The 14,951-nt window shown below is 66.6% G+C and carries 19 protein-coding genes; 2 read left to right on the top strand and 17 right to left on the bottom strand.

Annotated features, from left to right (window positions below; all coding sequences use genetic code 11):
- Positions 1–50: 50 nt before the first annotated feature.
- The 5 genes from trxA to lexA form a co-directional block, all read right to left on the bottom strand.
- Positions 51–386, bottom strand: coding sequence for a thioredoxin (gene trxA / locus VFP86_04665; protein ID HET8998918.1), 336 nt, complete (start codon positions 384–386; stop codon positions 51–53).
- Between the two features lie 93 nt (positions 387–479).
- The gene (locus VFP86_04660) at positions 480–1,019 is read right to left on the bottom strand and encodes a tetratricopeptide repeat protein (protein HET8998917.1); all 540 of its coding nucleotides are present in this window, start codon (positions 1,017–1,019) and stop codon (positions 480–482) included.
- A gap of 170 nt (positions 1,020–1,189) precedes the next feature.
- On the bottom strand, positions 1,190–1,672 hold the full coding sequence (locus VFP86_04655) for a reverse transcriptase-like protein (GenBank protein ID HET8998916.1): 483 nt from the start codon (positions 1,670–1,672) through the stop codon (positions 1,190–1,192).
- 3 nt (positions 1,673–1,675) lie between these two features.
- The gene (locus VFP86_04650; protein ID HET8998915.1) at positions 1,676–1,951 is read right to left on the bottom strand and encodes a hypothetical protein; all 276 of its coding nucleotides are present in this window, start codon (positions 1,949–1,951) and stop codon (positions 1,676–1,678) included.
- Positions 1,942–2,571 carry a transcriptional repressor LexA gene (lexA, locus tag VFP86_04645; protein ID HET8998914.1) on the bottom strand — a complete coding sequence of 210 codons (630 nt, stop codon included), beginning with the start codon at positions 2,569–2,571 and terminating at the stop codon, positions 1,942–1,944. The genes VFP86_04650 and lexA overlap by 10 nt, the downstream gene beginning before the upstream one ends.
- 210 nt (positions 2,572–2,781) lie before the next feature.
- Between lexA and VFP86_04640 the strand changes: the two genes are divergently transcribed.
- Positions 2,782–3,798, top strand: coding sequence for a TIGR03617 family F420-dependent LLM class oxidoreductase (locus VFP86_04640; protein ID HET8998913.1), 1,017 nt, complete (start codon positions 2,782–2,784; stop codon positions 3,796–3,798).
- A gap of 2 nt (positions 3,799–3,800) precedes the next feature.
- Positions 3,801–4,142: a nitroreductase family deazaflavin-dependent oxidoreductase gene (locus VFP86_04635; protein ID HET8998912.1), complete on the top strand. Its 342-nt coding sequence runs from the start codon at positions 3,801–3,803 to the stop codon at positions 4,140–4,142.
- Positions 4,143–4,173: 31 nt separating this feature from the next.
- On the opposite strand, the gene VFP86_04630 is transcribed toward VFP86_04635, so the two are convergent.
- The 12 genes from VFP86_04630 to VFP86_04575 form a co-directional block, all read right to left on the bottom strand.
- A complete protein-coding gene (locus tag VFP86_04630; protein ID HET8998911.1) occupies positions 4,174–5,805 on the bottom strand; it encodes a hypothetical protein in 1,632 nt (543 codons plus the stop codon).
- Positions 5,806–5,815: 10 nt separating this feature from the next.
- Complete coding sequence (locus VFP86_04625) at positions 5,816–6,421, bottom strand: hypothetical protein (protein ID HET8998910.1); 606 nt, start codon at positions 6,419–6,421, stop codon at positions 5,816–5,818.
- Between the two features lie 10 nt (positions 6,422–6,431).
- Positions 6,432–6,977 (bottom strand): hypothetical protein, encoded by a 546-nt coding sequence (locus VFP86_04620; protein ID HET8998909.1) that lies wholly within the window; start codon positions 6,975–6,977, stop codon positions 6,432–6,434.
- A gap of 25 nt (positions 6,978–7,002) precedes the next feature.
- The gene (locus VFP86_04615; GenBank protein ID HET8998908.1) at positions 7,003–7,500 is read right to left on the bottom strand and encodes a hypothetical protein; all 498 of its coding nucleotides are present in this window, start codon (positions 7,498–7,500) and stop codon (positions 7,003–7,005) included.
- Positions 7,501–7,772: 272 nt separating this feature from the next.
- Positions 7,773–8,201 carry a prepilin-type N-terminal cleavage/methylation domain-containing protein gene (locus VFP86_04610; GenBank protein HET8998907.1) on the bottom strand — a complete coding sequence of 143 codons (429 nt, stop codon included), beginning with the start codon at positions 8,199–8,201 and terminating at the stop codon, positions 7,773–7,775.
- Between the two features lie 124 nt (positions 8,202–8,325).
- The gene (gene gcvPB, locus VFP86_04605) at positions 8,326–9,828 is read right to left on the bottom strand and encodes an aminomethyl-transferring glycine dehydrogenase subunit GcvPB (GenBank protein ID HET8998906.1); all 1,503 of its coding nucleotides are present in this window, start codon (positions 9,826–9,828) and stop codon (positions 8,326–8,328) included.
- Positions 9,825–11,168, bottom strand: a complete 1,344-nt coding sequence (gcvPA, locus tag VFP86_04600; GenBank protein ID HET8998905.1) for an aminomethyl-transferring glycine dehydrogenase subunit GcvPA — start codon at positions 11,166–11,168, stop codon at positions 9,825–9,827. Before gcvPA ends, gcvPB begins: the two co-directional genes overlap by 4 nt.
- Positions 11,165–11,551: a glycine cleavage system protein GcvH gene (gcvH, locus tag VFP86_04595; protein ID HET8998904.1), complete on the bottom strand. Its 387-nt coding sequence runs from the start codon at positions 11,549–11,551 to the stop codon at positions 11,165–11,167. Before gcvH ends, gcvPA begins: the two co-directional genes overlap by 4 nt.
- The gene (gcvT, locus tag VFP86_04590) at positions 11,551–12,660 is read right to left on the bottom strand and encodes a glycine cleavage system aminomethyltransferase GcvT (GenBank protein ID HET8998903.1); all 1,110 of its coding nucleotides are present in this window, start codon (positions 12,658–12,660) and stop codon (positions 11,551–11,553) included. Before gcvT ends, gcvH begins: the two co-directional genes overlap by 1 nt.
- The gene (locus VFP86_04585) at positions 12,660–13,334 is read right to left on the bottom strand and encodes a phosphoribosyltransferase (GenBank protein HET8998902.1); all 675 of its coding nucleotides are present in this window, start codon (positions 13,332–13,334) and stop codon (positions 12,660–12,662) included. Before VFP86_04585 ends, gcvT begins: the two co-directional genes overlap by 1 nt.
- Positions 13,335–13,385: 51 nt before the next feature.
- Complete coding sequence (locus VFP86_04580; protein HET8998901.1) at positions 13,386–13,853, bottom strand: DUF4446 family protein; 468 nt, start codon at positions 13,851–13,853, stop codon at positions 13,386–13,388.
- A 67-nt stretch (positions 13,854–13,920) separates the two neighbouring features.
- Complete coding sequence (locus VFP86_04575; protein ID HET8998900.1) at positions 13,921–14,808, bottom strand: alpha/beta fold hydrolase; 888 nt, start codon at positions 14,806–14,808, stop codon at positions 13,921–13,923.
- Positions 14,809–14,951: the final 143 nt, after the last annotated feature.

Raw genomic sequence — 14,951 nt, 5'->3', positions numbered from 1 at the left:
GCCGGCGCCTCCTCGACTCAGGAGATGACCCGGCCGGCGTTCGACACGCGTCAGACCCGCGACGCCAGCGCCGCGTCGATGCGCTTCTTGAGTTGCTCCTTGGGCATGTAGCCCACGATCCGCTCGATCAATTCACCTTTGCTAAAGATCCCCAGCGTGGGGATACTCATCACACTATACTTTGCCGCTACCCCGCTGTTCTCGTCAACGTCCAGCTTGAGGACCTTCAGCTTTCCCTGGTATTCGCCCGCCAGATCCTCAACGATGGGGGCGATCATCTTGCACGGCCCGCACCAGGTGGCCCAAAAATCCACCAGGACGGGAACCGGGGACTTGATGACCTCACTATCAAACGTCTGTTCGGTAACCGCTACTGTGCTCGACATCCCCGAATTCACCTCGATTCAAGAGGTACGATTGCCCCACCGCTCGTGAGTAAACCCTGCGTGCCCCTTAATTATTCCCTTCCGGCTCCTTCGTTATCGCCTGAGCGCGGCAATGGCGACCGCGATGATCACCGCCTTCGCTGACGATCCGAGACACCCGGACCGGCGGTCCGCGGCTCCCGGACCGGCGGCCCGGGCCCCGGCGCCTGGGGATCGCAGCGAGAGCCGGGTCGCGATCTTGAACTCCCGAACGGCCTCGGCGACGCGGCCCTGCTGCTTGTAGACGATGCCGAGGTTTTGGTGGGCGATCCAATAATCGGGATCCATGGACACGGCCTTCTGATAGTGCGCGATCGCCTGATCGAGCTGCCCGCGCTCCCGGCACACGTTCCCGAGATTGCTGTGGGCGGGCGCATATGTGGGATCGAGTTGGACCGCTTTGGAGAATTCAGCGGCCGCGGTATCCCACTGGCGCTTTTGGACGTAGACGATGCCGAGCTTGCTATGGGCAACCGCCGAGGTGGGGGTGGCCGCGGCCGCGCGCTGAAATATCTCGAGCGCGCCGTCGAGGTTCCCCTCGTTCAGCTTCGCCTCGCCCTGGGTGATCAGATCGGCGGGATTCTCCGGGCTCATCCTGCACGCACACAACCATCCTGCACGCCATCGACATTGCGGGGCGCACCCATCTGCCTGTGGTGGTGGCCCCTGGACGGCCTCGCAGGGCTTTGTGGGTTTCGTGGGTTTCGAAGGGAGATCCTGGGGTTCCTTTTCTTCCCGGAGCGGTCATTGGAAACGGCGATCGATCAGGCCGTCGACCGCTCCTGCATGACACCCGACCACAGCGGCAGGTCCTCGACCGTCTCGTCGACGTCGTGATCCAAAGCGGCGTACGCGAGCGCCTGGGCCTCGTTCTGCCAGAGGAGGTCCCCTGTGCCCGCAGTGGAGGGTCCCACGCGAGCCGCGCGGTAGGCGTGCAGGAGCGCTCGGACCTCGAGATACGGCCCCACGAACTCGTCGGTGACATCGGCTTCTCCGTTGATCTGCGCGACGACGTCACGGTCGGAACAATGTATCACCACCCGGCGCGATCCGAGCCTGCGGGAGTTCCAGAGCGCATAGACGATTCCGCGGAACGCTGCGAGGCCGCGGTTTGTCACGCCCGGCAGCGCACCTCCGACCTTTCTGAGTGCGCGCCCGTGACTATCGACGAAGACGACGCCCATGCCTGTGCGACCGGCCGTCGGTTCGGCCGCGGCAACAAACGCATGGAGCGTGTTGGGGTTCACGGGTTAGGCCACCCGCTCCAGTAGGACGGTAATCAGGGCCAGCGATGTTAGGAGCAGCACCTTCAGACGGATCAGGTCCCGGTCATCCTGGAATCGCTCCCAAAATGTCTTCCGCGGTTCGGCCGGCCACTGCGGCATTGATGCATCGATACGGACGCGGCTGGTCAGCAGGGTCTGTTGCAAAGGAGATCGGCCGGTATACTTGGCGGAGATCCGGCGCGATCGGCGCACGGAGGTGATCACCCTCATTCCGGAGCGCCTGACGGCGACTACGCCCATCCTCGCACCTCCTCGTAGGTCCGCAGCGTCCCGACCACGTGCCCGAGCACGCTGAATTCATCGAAGATCGGCCGGTAGGCTGGGTTCTCCGGATTGAGCGCCGGCCTCCCCCCGATGACGGTAAGCCGCTTGACCGTGGCCTCCTCATCGAGCAGGGCAACGACGATATCGCCGGGCGCAGCATGCGCCTGCGGTCGAACGATCACGAGGTCCCCGGGAAGGATCCCCGCTCCAGTCATACTGTCCCCCTTGACGCGCAAAAGAAAACATCCCCGTACATCACCAAAGAACCGCGGCGGTACCGCGACATATTCCTGTATCTGCTCTTCGGCGAGGGTAGGCCGCCCGGCGGAGACCCGCCCGATAAGCGGCAGGACAACGCCGTCTCCGTTTTGGACCAGCGACTTGTCGACGACTTCGAGCGCACGCATCCGCTCCCCGTGACGCCGGATGCAGCCCTTTTGCTCAAGGGCCGTCAGGTGCTGGTGCACAGTCGATGGCGAGCGAAGGCCCAGAGCGAGCCCAATCTCTCTTATAGATGGGGCGTAGCCCTTGGTTTTTACTTCATTGACGAGGTATTCGAGAACCTGACGCTGCCGGTCGGTGATCTTGCGCCCCATAGCTCAGCCCCCAGTCCTCTCCGTCAGATCTCATTATATCGAACACTAGTACGCATTCAACGCCAAGTATCACGAACGTATGTACGTATCAGTTGGACTTGGCGAGATGATCGTGGTAGTCGCATCCGCACGCGTTTTTTCGAGGGTTTTCGCCATGTAGCGGGGAATCCGGCCTCCGCATCTGGCGGGCCACGGAATGGAGGGAAGGGAGTGCAACTAGACTGCGCCCTGGCGATGGACGCGCTGCGGGAAGTCCCAGACGTCGCCCGCGCCGCCGAAGAGGCCGGGTTCGCGTGCATGTGGGCCAACGACACCAAGCACAATCCCTTTGTCACGCTGACGATGGCCGCGCTTCACACGAACCGGCTCGAGCTCGGAACCGGGGTCGCCGTCGCCTTCGCACGAAGCCCGATGGTCGTCGCGCAGACGGCATGGGATCTGGCGCGTTTGTCCGGAGGGCGATTCATCCTGGGGCTCGGCACTCAAGTGCGGGCCCATATCGAGCGCCGGTTCGGCATGACCTGGGATCCACCGGTCCCCAAGCTGCGCGAGTATGTGGCGGTGCTTCGCGCGGCGTGGCGCACGTGGCAAGAAGGCGCGCCCCTCCGGGTCGAGGGAACGTACTACAAGATCAACCTGATGGGACCGTTCTTCGACCCGGGGCCGCACCCGTATTCCCGGATCCCGATCTTCATCGCCGGCGTCGGCCGCCTTCTTTCCCAGCTTGCGGGAGAGATCGGGGACGGGTTCGTCGTGCATCCCCTGCATTCTGTGAAGTATCTCCGCGAGGTGGTGCTTCCGAGCCTCGCCGCGGGGCTGGCCCGGTCCGGACGCTCTCGCGGCGACGTGCAGCTCTTCGCGCCGGTGTTCCTCGCGCCCGGGAACACCCCGGCCGAGGTCGACGCCGCGGTCGCGAGGGCGCGCGCTCGAATGGCGTTCTATGGGTCGACCCCGACGTACCGGCCGATGCTGGACATCCTGGGTTACGCCGATGTGGCGGATCGGCTCCACCGGCTGGTGCGGGAGCGGCGCATGGAGGACCTGGGCGGGCAGCTCCCAGACGAGGTCGTGGAGGCGGTGGTGCTGCGGGGGTCCTACGAGGAGATTGGCCACGCGCTCCGGGCGCGCTACGACGGGTTGCTGGATCGCGTGGCCTCTTACTGGCCGTTCACGCCGGCCGAGCGCGAGGGCTGGGAGCGGTTGGTCTCCGCCTTCCATGCCGGGTGAGCATGCCGGATCGCGACTCGCTGTCGAGGCTCCCGTACCTCTACGTGACCACCACGGGCCGCGTCACCGGCCTGCCGCGGGAGATTGAGATCTGGTTCGTCGCCTCGGACGGGACCCTCTATATCCTGGCCGAGCACTTCCACAACGCCCAGTGGGTCAAGAACATCGCGAAGGACCCGCGCGTCCGCGTCCGCCTCGGGGACCGCGAGTTCGGCGCGTCCGCCCGCGCGCTGGATCCCGCCGCCGACGCGGCGGAATGGGAGCGAGCGCAGCAGCGCGCCCGTGAGAAGTACGGCTGGGGTGACGGCCTGCCCGTGCGGATTACCCCGGACGCGCCCCTCTAACCGCGTGCGCTGGTCTCCAAACTCGCGGCGATCAGTTGGCGAGTTCCCTCCACTGCCAGACCACGACCGGCATCGTCGTATTAAAGGTGGCCACCGTCTGGACCGGCGAGGGCATGTACTGGAGGATGCTGGGGATCTGGTAGAAGTCCGGGTTCTGGGTCGTGGTCAATTGTTCGGTGATGACGACGCCGTACATGTTGACTTTGTTGGTGGAGGTGAAGGTGCTCGTGCCGCTGGCGCCGGCGATGATCACGACGTCGTTTTCCTGCGAGCAGGTGCTGCCCGACCCGGTCAGGGCGACGTTGCCCGCGACGATGAACGCGAGCAGGTCTGATTGCGGCATCGACGAGGGATTGGGATAGCTGCAGGGGTTCGAGCCGCTGCTGTTGCTCGCGGGGTTGGAGGACAGGACCTGGCCGGCATTCACCGTGATGCCGCTGCCTCCGCCCAGGGTCTCCACGACAAACGTGCCCACGCCGGAATAGGTGACGGACTGGTTCATCACGACGGCGCCGGGGACCAGGATCGGGCTATTTTGATAGGTGGAGTTGAGCGTGAGCGGCACGGTGGCGCCGGGGTTCCAGTGCGCCATGTAGTTCGCGGAGTTCGTGGCGGTGCTGTCGCAGACCGTGTAGCTCTTCGTCGGGATCGTAAACTCGGTAGCCCCGAACGTCAGACCGGCCGTGTAGGACTGGGTCCAGACGCCGGCGATGTTGGTGCAGATCGCCATGGTGAGCTGGCCGACCGCGAGGAGGTTCCCGTAGGTCTGGTTGGTCAGCACGGAGGTGATGTATGCCGCCACGTTGGGGTAGGGGATGCTCGGCACAGTGTTGTCGAGCTCCAGGGTGTGGAGGTTTTGGGTGCCGTTGTTCTTCAAGCTCAGCTTGCCCGCGTGGACCCCATACATCGGCTGCGTCAAGGTACCGAGCGACGAGTTGCCCGTCGACATATCCAGCGTGCCCTTCACGTACAGCTGGTTGGTATACGGGGGCAGGTCCGTCAACTGGATCTGGCGGTCGTTGTAGATCCCGGTTTGCACCGCCTTGAGGCCAAGGTCCTGGTAGAAGTACGCCGATCCGTGCAGGGTGACGTTTCCGCCCCCGTTGTTCACCTGGAACGTCTGGGCGGAGTACACTGAGAAATCGAGGGGGGTCAGGCGGTGGAGCAGGACTTCGATAGCCCGCGTCGCCGTTCCGGAGGTCCCCATCGTACGGATCCAGATGGTATCGGCGGCGTTGTAGGGGCTCCCCGGCGCCACCCTCTTGATGTAGATGCTGTACGTCCCGCTGCCGGAGCCCCCGCCTGCGGGATATGCCTTGTTGACCGCGTTCCCCGCCCCGCCGGATTGAAACGAATCGTACAGCGGCTGCCAGGAGGTGTTGTTGGCGTTCTTGTCGGCGTCCGCGCCGCCGTCGTTCCAGTTGGAGTCGGCCCGCAGCACCGTGATCGCCCGCTCCACCGCGGCGTCCGCGATATAGAAGGCCCGCATCCCCTGGTCGGCGGAGTTCGCGGTCGCGTACTCGGAGATGCTCAGGTTGACGAGGGCGAAGGTGATCATCGCGAGGACGATGGAAAAGGCGATGACCTGGATCAGGACGATCCCCGAGTCGCCTTTGTGAGCGCGCCGGAGACCCTGCATGAGACCGTGCGTTGAGCGCATCATCATAGCCCCTCTACCTTCCGGCCCGGACGACGGCCTGGGTTTCGATCGTGAACGGCGTGATCGAGGTGACGCCCTGGACGGTAGCGGCGACGTCGACCCGCCGCACAAGCGCCAAGTCGGTGCTGCTGAGGGGCGCGGTGAGGGCCGCGCCGCCCTGATTGGCCGCGTTGTAGTAGGAAAACGTGAGACTGGTCACCTTCAACCCCCTGCTCTCGAGCGACGCGGTGATGGGCTGGCCGGTGGCGGTGAGGATCGTGGACGCGCACGACGACCCCTGGACCACCGCCTCGTAGACGACGCCGCTGCTCAGATAGTACCGGTAGCATTCCATCGTCCCGTCCCCGTCCATGTCGGCATAGAACGACAGGTCGGTGGCGGTGCCGTTGATGACCGCGGAGCTCCCGCCGCTGTACTGGTACCCGATCATCCGGACGCCGCGGGCGATGGATTTGACCAGGGCGCGGGCGTTCTGCTGCTCGGCGACGAACTGCTGGCTGGTCGTCCACGTGGTGGTCCCAGCCTTGAAGGCCAGAAAGATCCCGATCGCCACCAGCCCGAGGATGCTCATGGCGATCAGGACCTCGTACAGGGCGTATCCGTGCTGGCGCGCGCTCATGAGGCTCGCGTCACCGGATCCCCGCCGAGGTGTAGGCGCTCATGTACACCGTGGGGCTGGCGCAGCTTGATTGAGTGTGGCTGAAGATGTCGACCTCGATGTCCTGCAGGTAGGTCGCCCCGGAGTACGGGTCCGTCGGGGTGTTGGGGTCCGCGGTGATCACGATGCGTCCTTGGGGGAAATCCGCGACCGGCAGGGCCGGGCCCTCCGAGAACGGCGCCACCCCGGTCGCCCACGTCGCGCAGTTGTCGGTCGAGACCTGGACGTTGCCTCCCGACATCTGGACCCAGATCGTGCACGGCGGCGCCGCGCAGCCTCCGCCGTACCCGAGCTGCTTCGCGTACTCGAGTTCCGCCTGCGCCCAGGCGCTTGCGATCGTCCACATGCGCGCGGTCTTCTGGCTGCTCCACGAGGGCTGGGTCCCCATCAGGGAGAGCGTGCGGTTGATCGTCGACCAAGACGCGAGCGAGATCACCGTCAGGAGGACGATCGCCACCTGCACCTCCATCATGCTGAACCCGCCCTCGCCCCTCCGCAGTTTCCGAAACCGAATCATGCCGTTGCTCCTTTCGTACGGTTCATCATTGGCCGACCGTGGCCAGGCCCGTCGCCGGCTGGATCGTGACGGTGCGGGTCTGCCCCTGCAATGCGACGGTGACGGTGTGGCTGTTCGAGTCGGGGAACTCCGGGGAGCCCGAGCCCAGGTACACCAGGGCCTTGCGCGTGCCGTCGGCGGTGCAGGCGTAGGTGGCGCTGGCGTCGGGCGTGAACTGGATCCCGTTCGCGTACTCCTGCCCCGCGTTGACCGCCTTCACCTTCGAGCCCGAGACCGGGGTCGTCCGGCCCACCGGATCCTGGTACACGACCGTGTAGATATCGTAGCCGTCCCCCCGCAGGCACAGCTCAGCCTGGGGGCCATTGCCGGAGGTCGAGACGGCCTTTTGCTGGGTGAGCCTGAGGTCCCCCTCGAGGAGGAAGGCCGCGTTCTGAACGCGCCGCCGGGTGACCGAGCCCTGCCATCCCCACGACATCACGACGATGATGCCGAGGATCGCGAGGGCGACCCCGAACTCGATCATCGAGTTGCCGCGCGCGTCTCCCCAAAAGGCAGACGCAGGGCGTGGATCAAGCGCGCGTCTCGGACGTCCGCGAAGCATACGTTCCCCCCCGTAGAGCCCCCTCGATCATTCTGTATATACCCGTGGGAATCGGGCAGGCGGACATTCGGGGGGATGATTTGCGGCGCACAATGGACGGACGTTCGATCGACGCCGGTTTCTTTGCGGGGACCTGACGGCAACCTCTTGGGAGTCTCCGTCGGGGATCGCGCCGACTTCTGCGCGGCAGTCGCTTACGGGTTCTGGTAGGTAATCCCTCCCGCGGAGTCTACCGACGCCGTCTTCGTCCCAGTGTTGTTCTGAAGGGTCACGGTGTGCGCGGCGTCGGGTTGCCCGAATGCGGAGAACGTGACCGTATCGGAGGCCTGAGGGGCGACGCCGTTCGGCAGGGCCGCATTCTCCAGAAAACCGCCCGCGACTCGCTTGATCACGTACGTGGAGGCGGAGGCGGTAAACGTGACCGTGTAGGCCGCCCGCTCGGCCTTGGCCCGCTCCTCAGCTTCGCGCAGTCCGGAGGCCACCTGGATGGCGCCGTACCGCAGCCGCTGCTGCGCGGTATAGTTCCGCCATGAGGTGTAGGTCACCGCCACGAGGATGCTGGCGATCAGCACGGCGATCAGCATCTCCAGCATGGAGAATCCGCGGTCCGAGTGCCTGTTCACCGCTGTCCCTCGCCTGCGCCGACGTGCGGGGTCCTTATCCGGACTATGCCCAAGTCGCGATGCCGAACGGACACCGCAACCTCAGGCGGACTGACGGCCGATGCGCGCGGAGTGTCCCGGGGGCTTACGGCCGCCACCGCAGGACGGGTTTGCGCGCGGCCGCCACATCGTCCAGCCGCGTGACGGGGGTCTCGTAGGGGGCGCCGCGGACGAGGTCCGGGTTGGTTTCCGCCTCGCCGGCGATCGCGGTCATGGCGTCGATGAATTGGTCGAGGGTCTGGATGCTTTCGGTCTCGGTCGGCTCGATCATGATCGCCTCCTCGACGATCAGCGGGAAGTAGATCGTCGGCGAGTGGAAACCGTAGTCGAGGAGGCGCTTGGCGATGTCCTTGGTCGTAACGTGGTGCGCGTCTCGCTGGCGCCGGCCGGACAGCACGAACTCGTGTTTACAGACCCGATCGTACGGAAGATCGTAATGGTCGCGCAGCCGGCTCAGGACGTAATTGGCGTTCAGCACCGCCGTCTCCGCGGCCTGGCGGAGACCGTCCGGGCCCATCGACCGGATGTACGTGTAGGCCCGCACCAGGTTGCCGAAGTTGCCGTAGAACGCGCGGATCTTGCCGATGCTCTTGGGTCGGGCGTAATCGAACGTAAACCGCTGCCCGTCGCGTTCGATCGTGGGCACCGGGAGGTACGGTACCAGATGCGATCGGACGCCCACTGCACCCGCGCCCGGCCCGCCGCCGCCGTGAGGGGTGGTGAACGTCTTGTGCAGGTTGAAATGCATGACGTCAAACCCCTGATCCCCTGGGCGCGTCACCCCCAGGATCGCGTTAAAGTTGGCACCGTCCAGGTAGAGCTGCGCGCCGACGTTATGGACCGCGCGCGCGACCTCGAGGATCTGCTCCTCGAACAGCCCAAGCGTGTTTGGGTTGGTCAGCATCAGGACCGCGACCTGCGGCGTGAGGGCGGTCTTGAGGGCTTCGAGATCGATGTTGCCGCGCCGGTCGCTCTTGACCTCGACGACCTCGAACCCGGCGATCGCCGCGGAGGCCGGGTTGGTCCCGTGCGCGGAGTCGGGCACGACGACGGTGGTCCGGTGCTCCCCGCGATCCTCGAAGTACTTGCTGATCATGAGGAGGGCGGTCAGCTCGCCGTGCGCGCCGGCCGCGGGCTGGAAGGTCACGCGGTCCATGCCGCTGATCTCAGCGAGATCGTGTTCCAGCTCCCACAACACCTGCAGCGCGCCCTGCACCAGCTCCTCGGGTTGATACGGGTGGAGGCGGGCGAATCCAGCCTGCCGGGCCACGTCCTCATTGATCTTCGGATTGTACTTCATCGTGCACGACCCAAGGGGATAGAACCCTTCATCGATGGAGTAATTCCGGCGGCCGAGCGCGGTGTAGTGGCGCACGATGTCGAGCTCGCTCACCTCCGGCAGCGCCGCCGGCCGGGCCCGCCGGTGGGCCGTGGGGATGATCTCGTCGAGCGGCGCCTCCGGGACGTCGCTTGGGGGCAGGCTGTACCCGACCCGACCCGGCGCGCCGCGCTCGAAGATGACCGGTACCGGCCGCTTGGACAGCGGCGGGGCGGCAGGGGGCTTGGCGGCACGTGTGCGCGCGCTCATTGGAGCGCCTCGAGGTACCCCACCAGTTGATCGATCTCGTCGCGGGTGCGGGACTCGGTGACGCACAAGAGCCAGCCATCGGCGAAGTCCGGGTAGAAGCGGCCGAGCGGCAGGCCGCCGAGGATCTGGTGCTCGAGGAGCCGCCGGTTGATCTCCTCGGGGCTGACCGGGCACCGCACCACGAACTCGTTGAACGTCGGAGCCTCGAAGGCCACGCGATACCCGCGAAGCGCCGCGATCCGCTGCTTGGCGTAATGCGCCTTCCGGGCGTTGAGCTCCGCGACGTGCTGGATGCCCTGACGTCCTAGGGTCGACAGGTAGACGGCGGCGACCAGCGCATTGAGCGACTCATTGGTGCAGATGTTGCTCGTGGCCCGCGCCCGGCGGATGTGCTGCTCGCGGGTCTGCAGCGTCAGGACGTACCCCGGCCGCCCCTCGGTGTCGACCGTCCGGCCGACGAGCCGCCCGGGGAGCCGCCTGACGAACGCCTCCCGCGTCGCGATCATCCCGAGGTAGGGGCCTCCGAAGTTGAGCGCGTTGCCGAGGGCCTGCCCCTCTCCGGTGACGATGTCGGCATCGTACTCGCCGGGGGCGCGGACCAACCCCAGGCTGATCGGATCGGCGACCGCCACGACCAGCAGGGCGCCCCGATCGTGCGCCGCTTTGGCGAGGGCCTCGCCGTCTTCCAGGCAGCCGAAGAAGTTGGGCGATTGGATGATGAGCGCGGCCGTCTCGTCGGTCATCGCCTCCCGCGCGGCCGCCGGATCGGTGATCCCGCCTGTGGTGGCCAAGTCGTCCACGGTGACGCGCAGATGGCTCGTGAACGTGCGCAGCACCTGCCGGTACTCCGGGTGGACCGCCGTGCTCACCACGATCCGCGTCCGTGTTGTCAGGTCGGCCGCCATGCGGGCCGCTTCGCCCAACGCACTCGCGCCGTCATACATGGAGGCGTTGGCGACGTCCATCCCGGTCAGCTCGCACATCAGGGTCTGGTACTCGAAGATCGCCTGCAGCTCGCCCTGCATGATCTCGGCTTGATAGGGCGTGTAGGCGGTCAGGAACTCGGGCTTGAGCGCGAGGTGCGCCACCGTGCTGGGCACGAAGTGGTCGTACGCCCCGGCCCCCAAGAAACTGATCAACCGGTCGCAGTCGGCGTTGCGGCCCGCGAGCCGGCGGGCGTGCGCGAGCAGATCGGGATCCGGCATCGCCGGCGGCAGGTCGAGCGGCCCCCGAAGCCGGAGCTCTTTCGGGATGTCGTTGAACAGGTCGTCGATCGCGCGGACGCCGATAGACCGCAGCATGCGCGTCCGCTCCGAGGGGGTGGCCGGGATGTACTTCACGACTGCCGCTCTCCGATCAGGGCCATGTAGGCGTCGGCGTCGAGAAGCCGCTTGAGCTCGCCCGGATCGCGCGGCTCCACCACGATCATCCAGGCCTCACCGTAAGGGTCCGTGTTGATCACCTCGGGCTTCTCCACCAGCGCTTGATTGATCTCCACCACCTTGCCCGACACCGGCGAGTACAGGTCGCTCACCGCTTTCACCGATTCCACCACCCCGAACGTCTGCATGAACGCCACCTCGCTGCCGACCTTGGGCAGCTCCACGTAGACCACGTCCGAGAGGCGGTCGGCCGCGAACTTGGTGATGCCGACGCGGACACGCGTTCCTTCGACCTTGGCCCACTCGTGCTCTTTGGAGTACCGCAGTTCTTTTGGATACACTAGGCCCCTCCCGTCGGGCGCTTGTAAAACGGCAGTTTCGTGACCGTCCCCTCGACGGCCCGGCCGCGGATCTCGATGGCGATACGCCGCCCCGGCTCGGCGTCCGTGGGCGGAACGAATCCAAGCCCGATGCTATTCTCCACCGTGGGCCCGAAGCTCCCGCTCGTGACGCTGCCGACGACCCGGCCGTTCTCCTGGATAGGGAATCCATGCCGCGCGATCACGCGCTCCCGCAAGGTGAACCCCACGAGCCGGCGCGAGAGCCCGAGCGATTTCTGGCGCGCCAGCGCCGCCGCGCCGATGAACTCGCCCTTCCCGAGCTTCACCGTCCACCCGAGCCCGACCTCGAGGGGGGTGATCGTCTTGTCCATGTCGTTCCCGTGGAGCAGGATCCCCGCCTCGAGCCGAAGCGTATCCCGCGCCCCCAGCCCCGCTGGGAGGATGCCGGCGTCGCGGCCGGCTTCGAGAACGGCGTTCCACACGTGGGCGGCGTGCGTGGCGTTCACGTACAACTCGAACCCATCTTCTCCGGTGTAGCCCGTGCGGGAGACGAGGGCCCGGCGGCCGGCGACCTCGACGCCGTCGAGGAACCAATAATAACGGATGGCCTCGAGGGGCGCCGCCGTGAGCCGCGCCAACACCTCCTGCGCGCGCGGTCCCTGAAGAGCCAGCAGGGCGATCTCTGCCGTCCGGTCGGTGATCCGGACGTCCCCCGCGGCGTGCTCGCGGATCCACGCGAGGTCCTCGACCGTGTTCGCCGCGTTGACGACGAGCATGAAGTGATCGCGTCCCACGTGGTACACGAGCAGATCGTCGATGACGCCCCCCTCGGGGGTGCACATCGGCGTGTACTGCGCCTGGTTGAGCGCGACCCGGCCGACGTCGTTGGTCACGAGCCGCTGCACCAGCGGGCCCGCGCCCGGGCCGACCAGGTCCACCTCCCCCATGTGGGAAACGTCGAAGAGGCCGGCCCGCGTCCGAACCGCGCGGTGCTCCTCCATGATCCCACTGTATTGAACGGGCATCTCCCAGCCGCCAAACGGGATCATGCGGGCGCCCGCGGCCACGTGCGCGGCGTACAAGGGTGTGCGCTTGAGCGGTTCGTCCACTACGACACCTCGGGCTTCATCCAGGCCTGTTCGAGGCAGGCCACCACCTCTTCATCGCCGGCCTGATGAAAATCCTCGTAGAACTCGCCGACGGCGACGAACGCCGACGGCCGCAAGAGGCAGACGACACGGTCCACCTCCGTCTCCAACCGGCGGATGGCCTCGGGCGGCCCGACCGGGATCGCGACGGCGACCTCGCGAGCCAGTTGATGCCTGAGCGCCCGAACCGAGGCGATCGCCGTCGCCCCCGTGGCGAGGCCATCGTCGACGAGCACGGCCGTTCGCGACCTGAGATCCGGTTCCGGCCGGTCACCGCGGTACGCCACGCGCCGCCGGCCGATCTCGGCGATCTGGGCCGTGATCTCATCGCGGAGATACTCGTCTGTAACATGGAGGGTCCGCGCCAGTCTGGCGTCGAGGTAGACCGTGCCGTCCCCGGTGACGGCGCCGAAGGCCAGTTCCGGGTTGCGCGGGGCTCGCAGCTTCCGGGGGATCACCACGTCGAGCGGCCAGCCAAACGTGCGGACGATCGCGTCGGCCACGATGACGCCCCCGCGGGGGATCGCCAGGACGGTCGCCGGGCCGAGGTTGAGCGCGCCCAACTGGCGGGCGAGCTGCTCCCCCGCGTCCCGGCGGTCTCGGAACCGCGTACCCGCTCCCTCATGCGGATTCATCAGGCTCATAGAGCGAAGGTGAATGGCGGGCGTTCCGGACCGGGGCGGAGGTTAGCGGCGGTCGTTTCGGGCGAGCGCGAGCGCCTGCCGCTCTTCATCTGAGAGTGGGTAACTGGAAGATCCGCGTTCCACCGCCTTCCCGTACACCCGCGAGCTGTCGCGGTTGGTCAGCACGCTCACGACGACCCCGTTCGCATGCCCGTCGAGGAGCGCCAGGCTGAAGCTCATATTGCTGCCCATGTCCGGAAACGGATTGTACCGGACCACGCCCACGCCCTGAATGGACCGCGGCAGCGTATCCGCAACCCGGCCCACGGACTGCTCGAGCGCCGCCAGCCTGGTGACGATCTCCGAGATCTCCCGGCTGAGCACCTCGTCGGGGGGAATCTTCCCGCCCGCCGGCACGCGCCTGGATCTTAGGAGGCGACCCAGCGCAACGAGAATGATCAGCGCTTCGATCGCCGAGAGGAGTGCGAGAACGACGAGCCACGCCTGCGCTTCGCCGGGCGATGTGAACACGGGGTCCTCCGCGAACGTCCCAGGCAGATTCTTTGCCGGGGCGAGGGTTCCTCCCGGCCGGCCCCGCTCAGGGGCCGAGGAATTCCTCGAGGCACCCCACGATGTGGTCGGGCGCGTCCTCCTGCAGAAAATGGCTCGCGTCCTGGATCTCGCGCGTCGCGGCGTGAGGGTAACGAGACTGCCACCAGCGCAGGATCTGGGGGGAGAGCACGGGGTCCTGCATGCCCCAGATCAGGAGGACCGGGACCGCCGCGAACACCGTCAGGCCCGCCTCGATCCGCTTCATCTCGGCATACGACGCATCGGTCTCGCTCATGGGGATGTCGCGCGACCAGCAGAGCAGGGCGAGGCGGGATTGCGGGGTGGGAAAGGGGGCCCGGTAGGCGTCCATCACCGCAGGCGTCAGCCGCTCTTGGTGATAGGTGGTACCGACCAGCGCGGGTTCCAGGTAGCCGTTGCGCTCGAGTACGAACCGCTCGCCTCGCTCGGAGCGAATCACTCCAAGCAGGCGGGGGAGGGGGCCGCCCGGCCAAGGGGCCGACGCCCAGGTGTTCATGAGGACGAGGCGTTTGATGCGGCCGGGGTGCCGGATCGCCGCGCCGAGCCCGACCGGCCCGCCCCAGTCGTGGAGCACGAGGGTGATGTTCCTGAGATCGAGGTCGAGCAGGAGCGCTTCGAGATTGGCGATATGATGGCCCAGGCGATACGGATTGGGCACCGCCGGCGTCTCCGATTTCCCCATGCCCATATGATCGGGGACGATGCACCGCCGGCGCCGCGCCAGATGCGGGATGAAGTGGCGATAGAGGTACCCCCATGTCGGGTCCCCGTGCAGGAGCACGACCGGCTCGCCTTGCCCTTCGTCCACGAAGTGCATGTGGACGCCGTTGACCGTCCGGTAGCACGGGGCAAACGGATAGGTGCCACCGAAGGTCTCGTGTTCGAGGCCAAGCATTCGCTCGCCGCGACCGCGCCGGAGCCCGGCTAAAAGGTGTGGAACTCCGCGTCCGGGAGCGCCTTGCTCAGGCCCATGGCGAGCCGCTTCGCCCACTGGCGGGCCAGTTCCATCGTGGTGACGGTCGTCCCCTTGATGTCCTC

The sequence above is a fragment of the bacterium genome (genome assembly GCA_035703895.1).
Lineage (GTDB): Bacteria > Sysuimicrobiota > Sysuimicrobiia > Sysuimicrobiales > Segetimicrobiaceae > Segetimicrobium.
This window is presented reverse-complemented; position numbering and strand designations above follow the sequence as displayed.

Bases quoted from the DNA above. Each gene is read 5' to 3' on its own strand.
- lexA (HET8998914.1), bottom strand. From the start codon at position 2,571: ATGGGGCGCAAGATCACCGACCGGCAGCGTCAGGTTCTCGAATACCTC.
- VFP86_04625 (HET8998910.1), bottom strand. From the start codon at position 6,421: ATGAGCGCGCGCCAGCACGGATACGCCCTGTACGAGGTCCTGATCGCC.
- VFP86_04630 (HET8998911.1), bottom strand. From the start codon at position 5,805: ATGATGCGCTCAACGCACGGTCTCATGCAGGGTCTCCGGCGCGCTCAC.
- VFP86_04650 (HET8998915.1), bottom strand. From the start codon at position 1,951: ATGGGCGTAGTCGCCGTCAGGCGCTCCGGAATGAGGGTGATCACCTCC.
- VFP86_04615 (HET8998908.1), bottom strand. From the start codon at position 7,500: ATGATCGAGTTCGGGGTCGCCCTCGCGATCCTCGGCATCATCGTCGTG.
- VFP86_04660 (HET8998917.1), bottom strand. From the start codon at position 1,019: ATGAGCCCGGAGAATCCCGCCGATCTGATCACCCAGGGCGAGGCGAAG.
- VFP86_04585 (HET8998902.1), bottom strand. From the start codon at position 13,334: ATGAATCCGCATGAGGGAGCGGGTACGCGGTTCCGAGACCGCCGGGAC.
- VFP86_04635 (HET8998912.1), top strand. From the start codon at position 3,801: ATGCCGGATCGCGACTCGCTGTCGAGGCTCCCGTACCTCTACGTGACC.
- VFP86_04620 (HET8998909.1), bottom strand. From the start codon at position 6,977: ATGATTCGGTTTCGGAAACTGCGGAGGGGCGAGGGCGGGTTCAGCATG.
- VFP86_04575 (HET8998900.1), bottom strand. From the start codon at position 14,808: ATGCTTGGCCTCGAACACGAGACCTTCGGTGGCACCTATCCGTTTGCC.
- gcvPB (HET8998906.1), bottom strand. From the start codon at position 9,828: ATGAGCGCGCGCACACGTGCCGCCAAGCCCCCTGCCGCCCCGCCGCTG.
- trxA (HET8998918.1), bottom strand. From the start codon at position 386: ATGTCGAGCACAGTAGCGGTTACCGAACAGACGTTTGATAGTGAGGTC.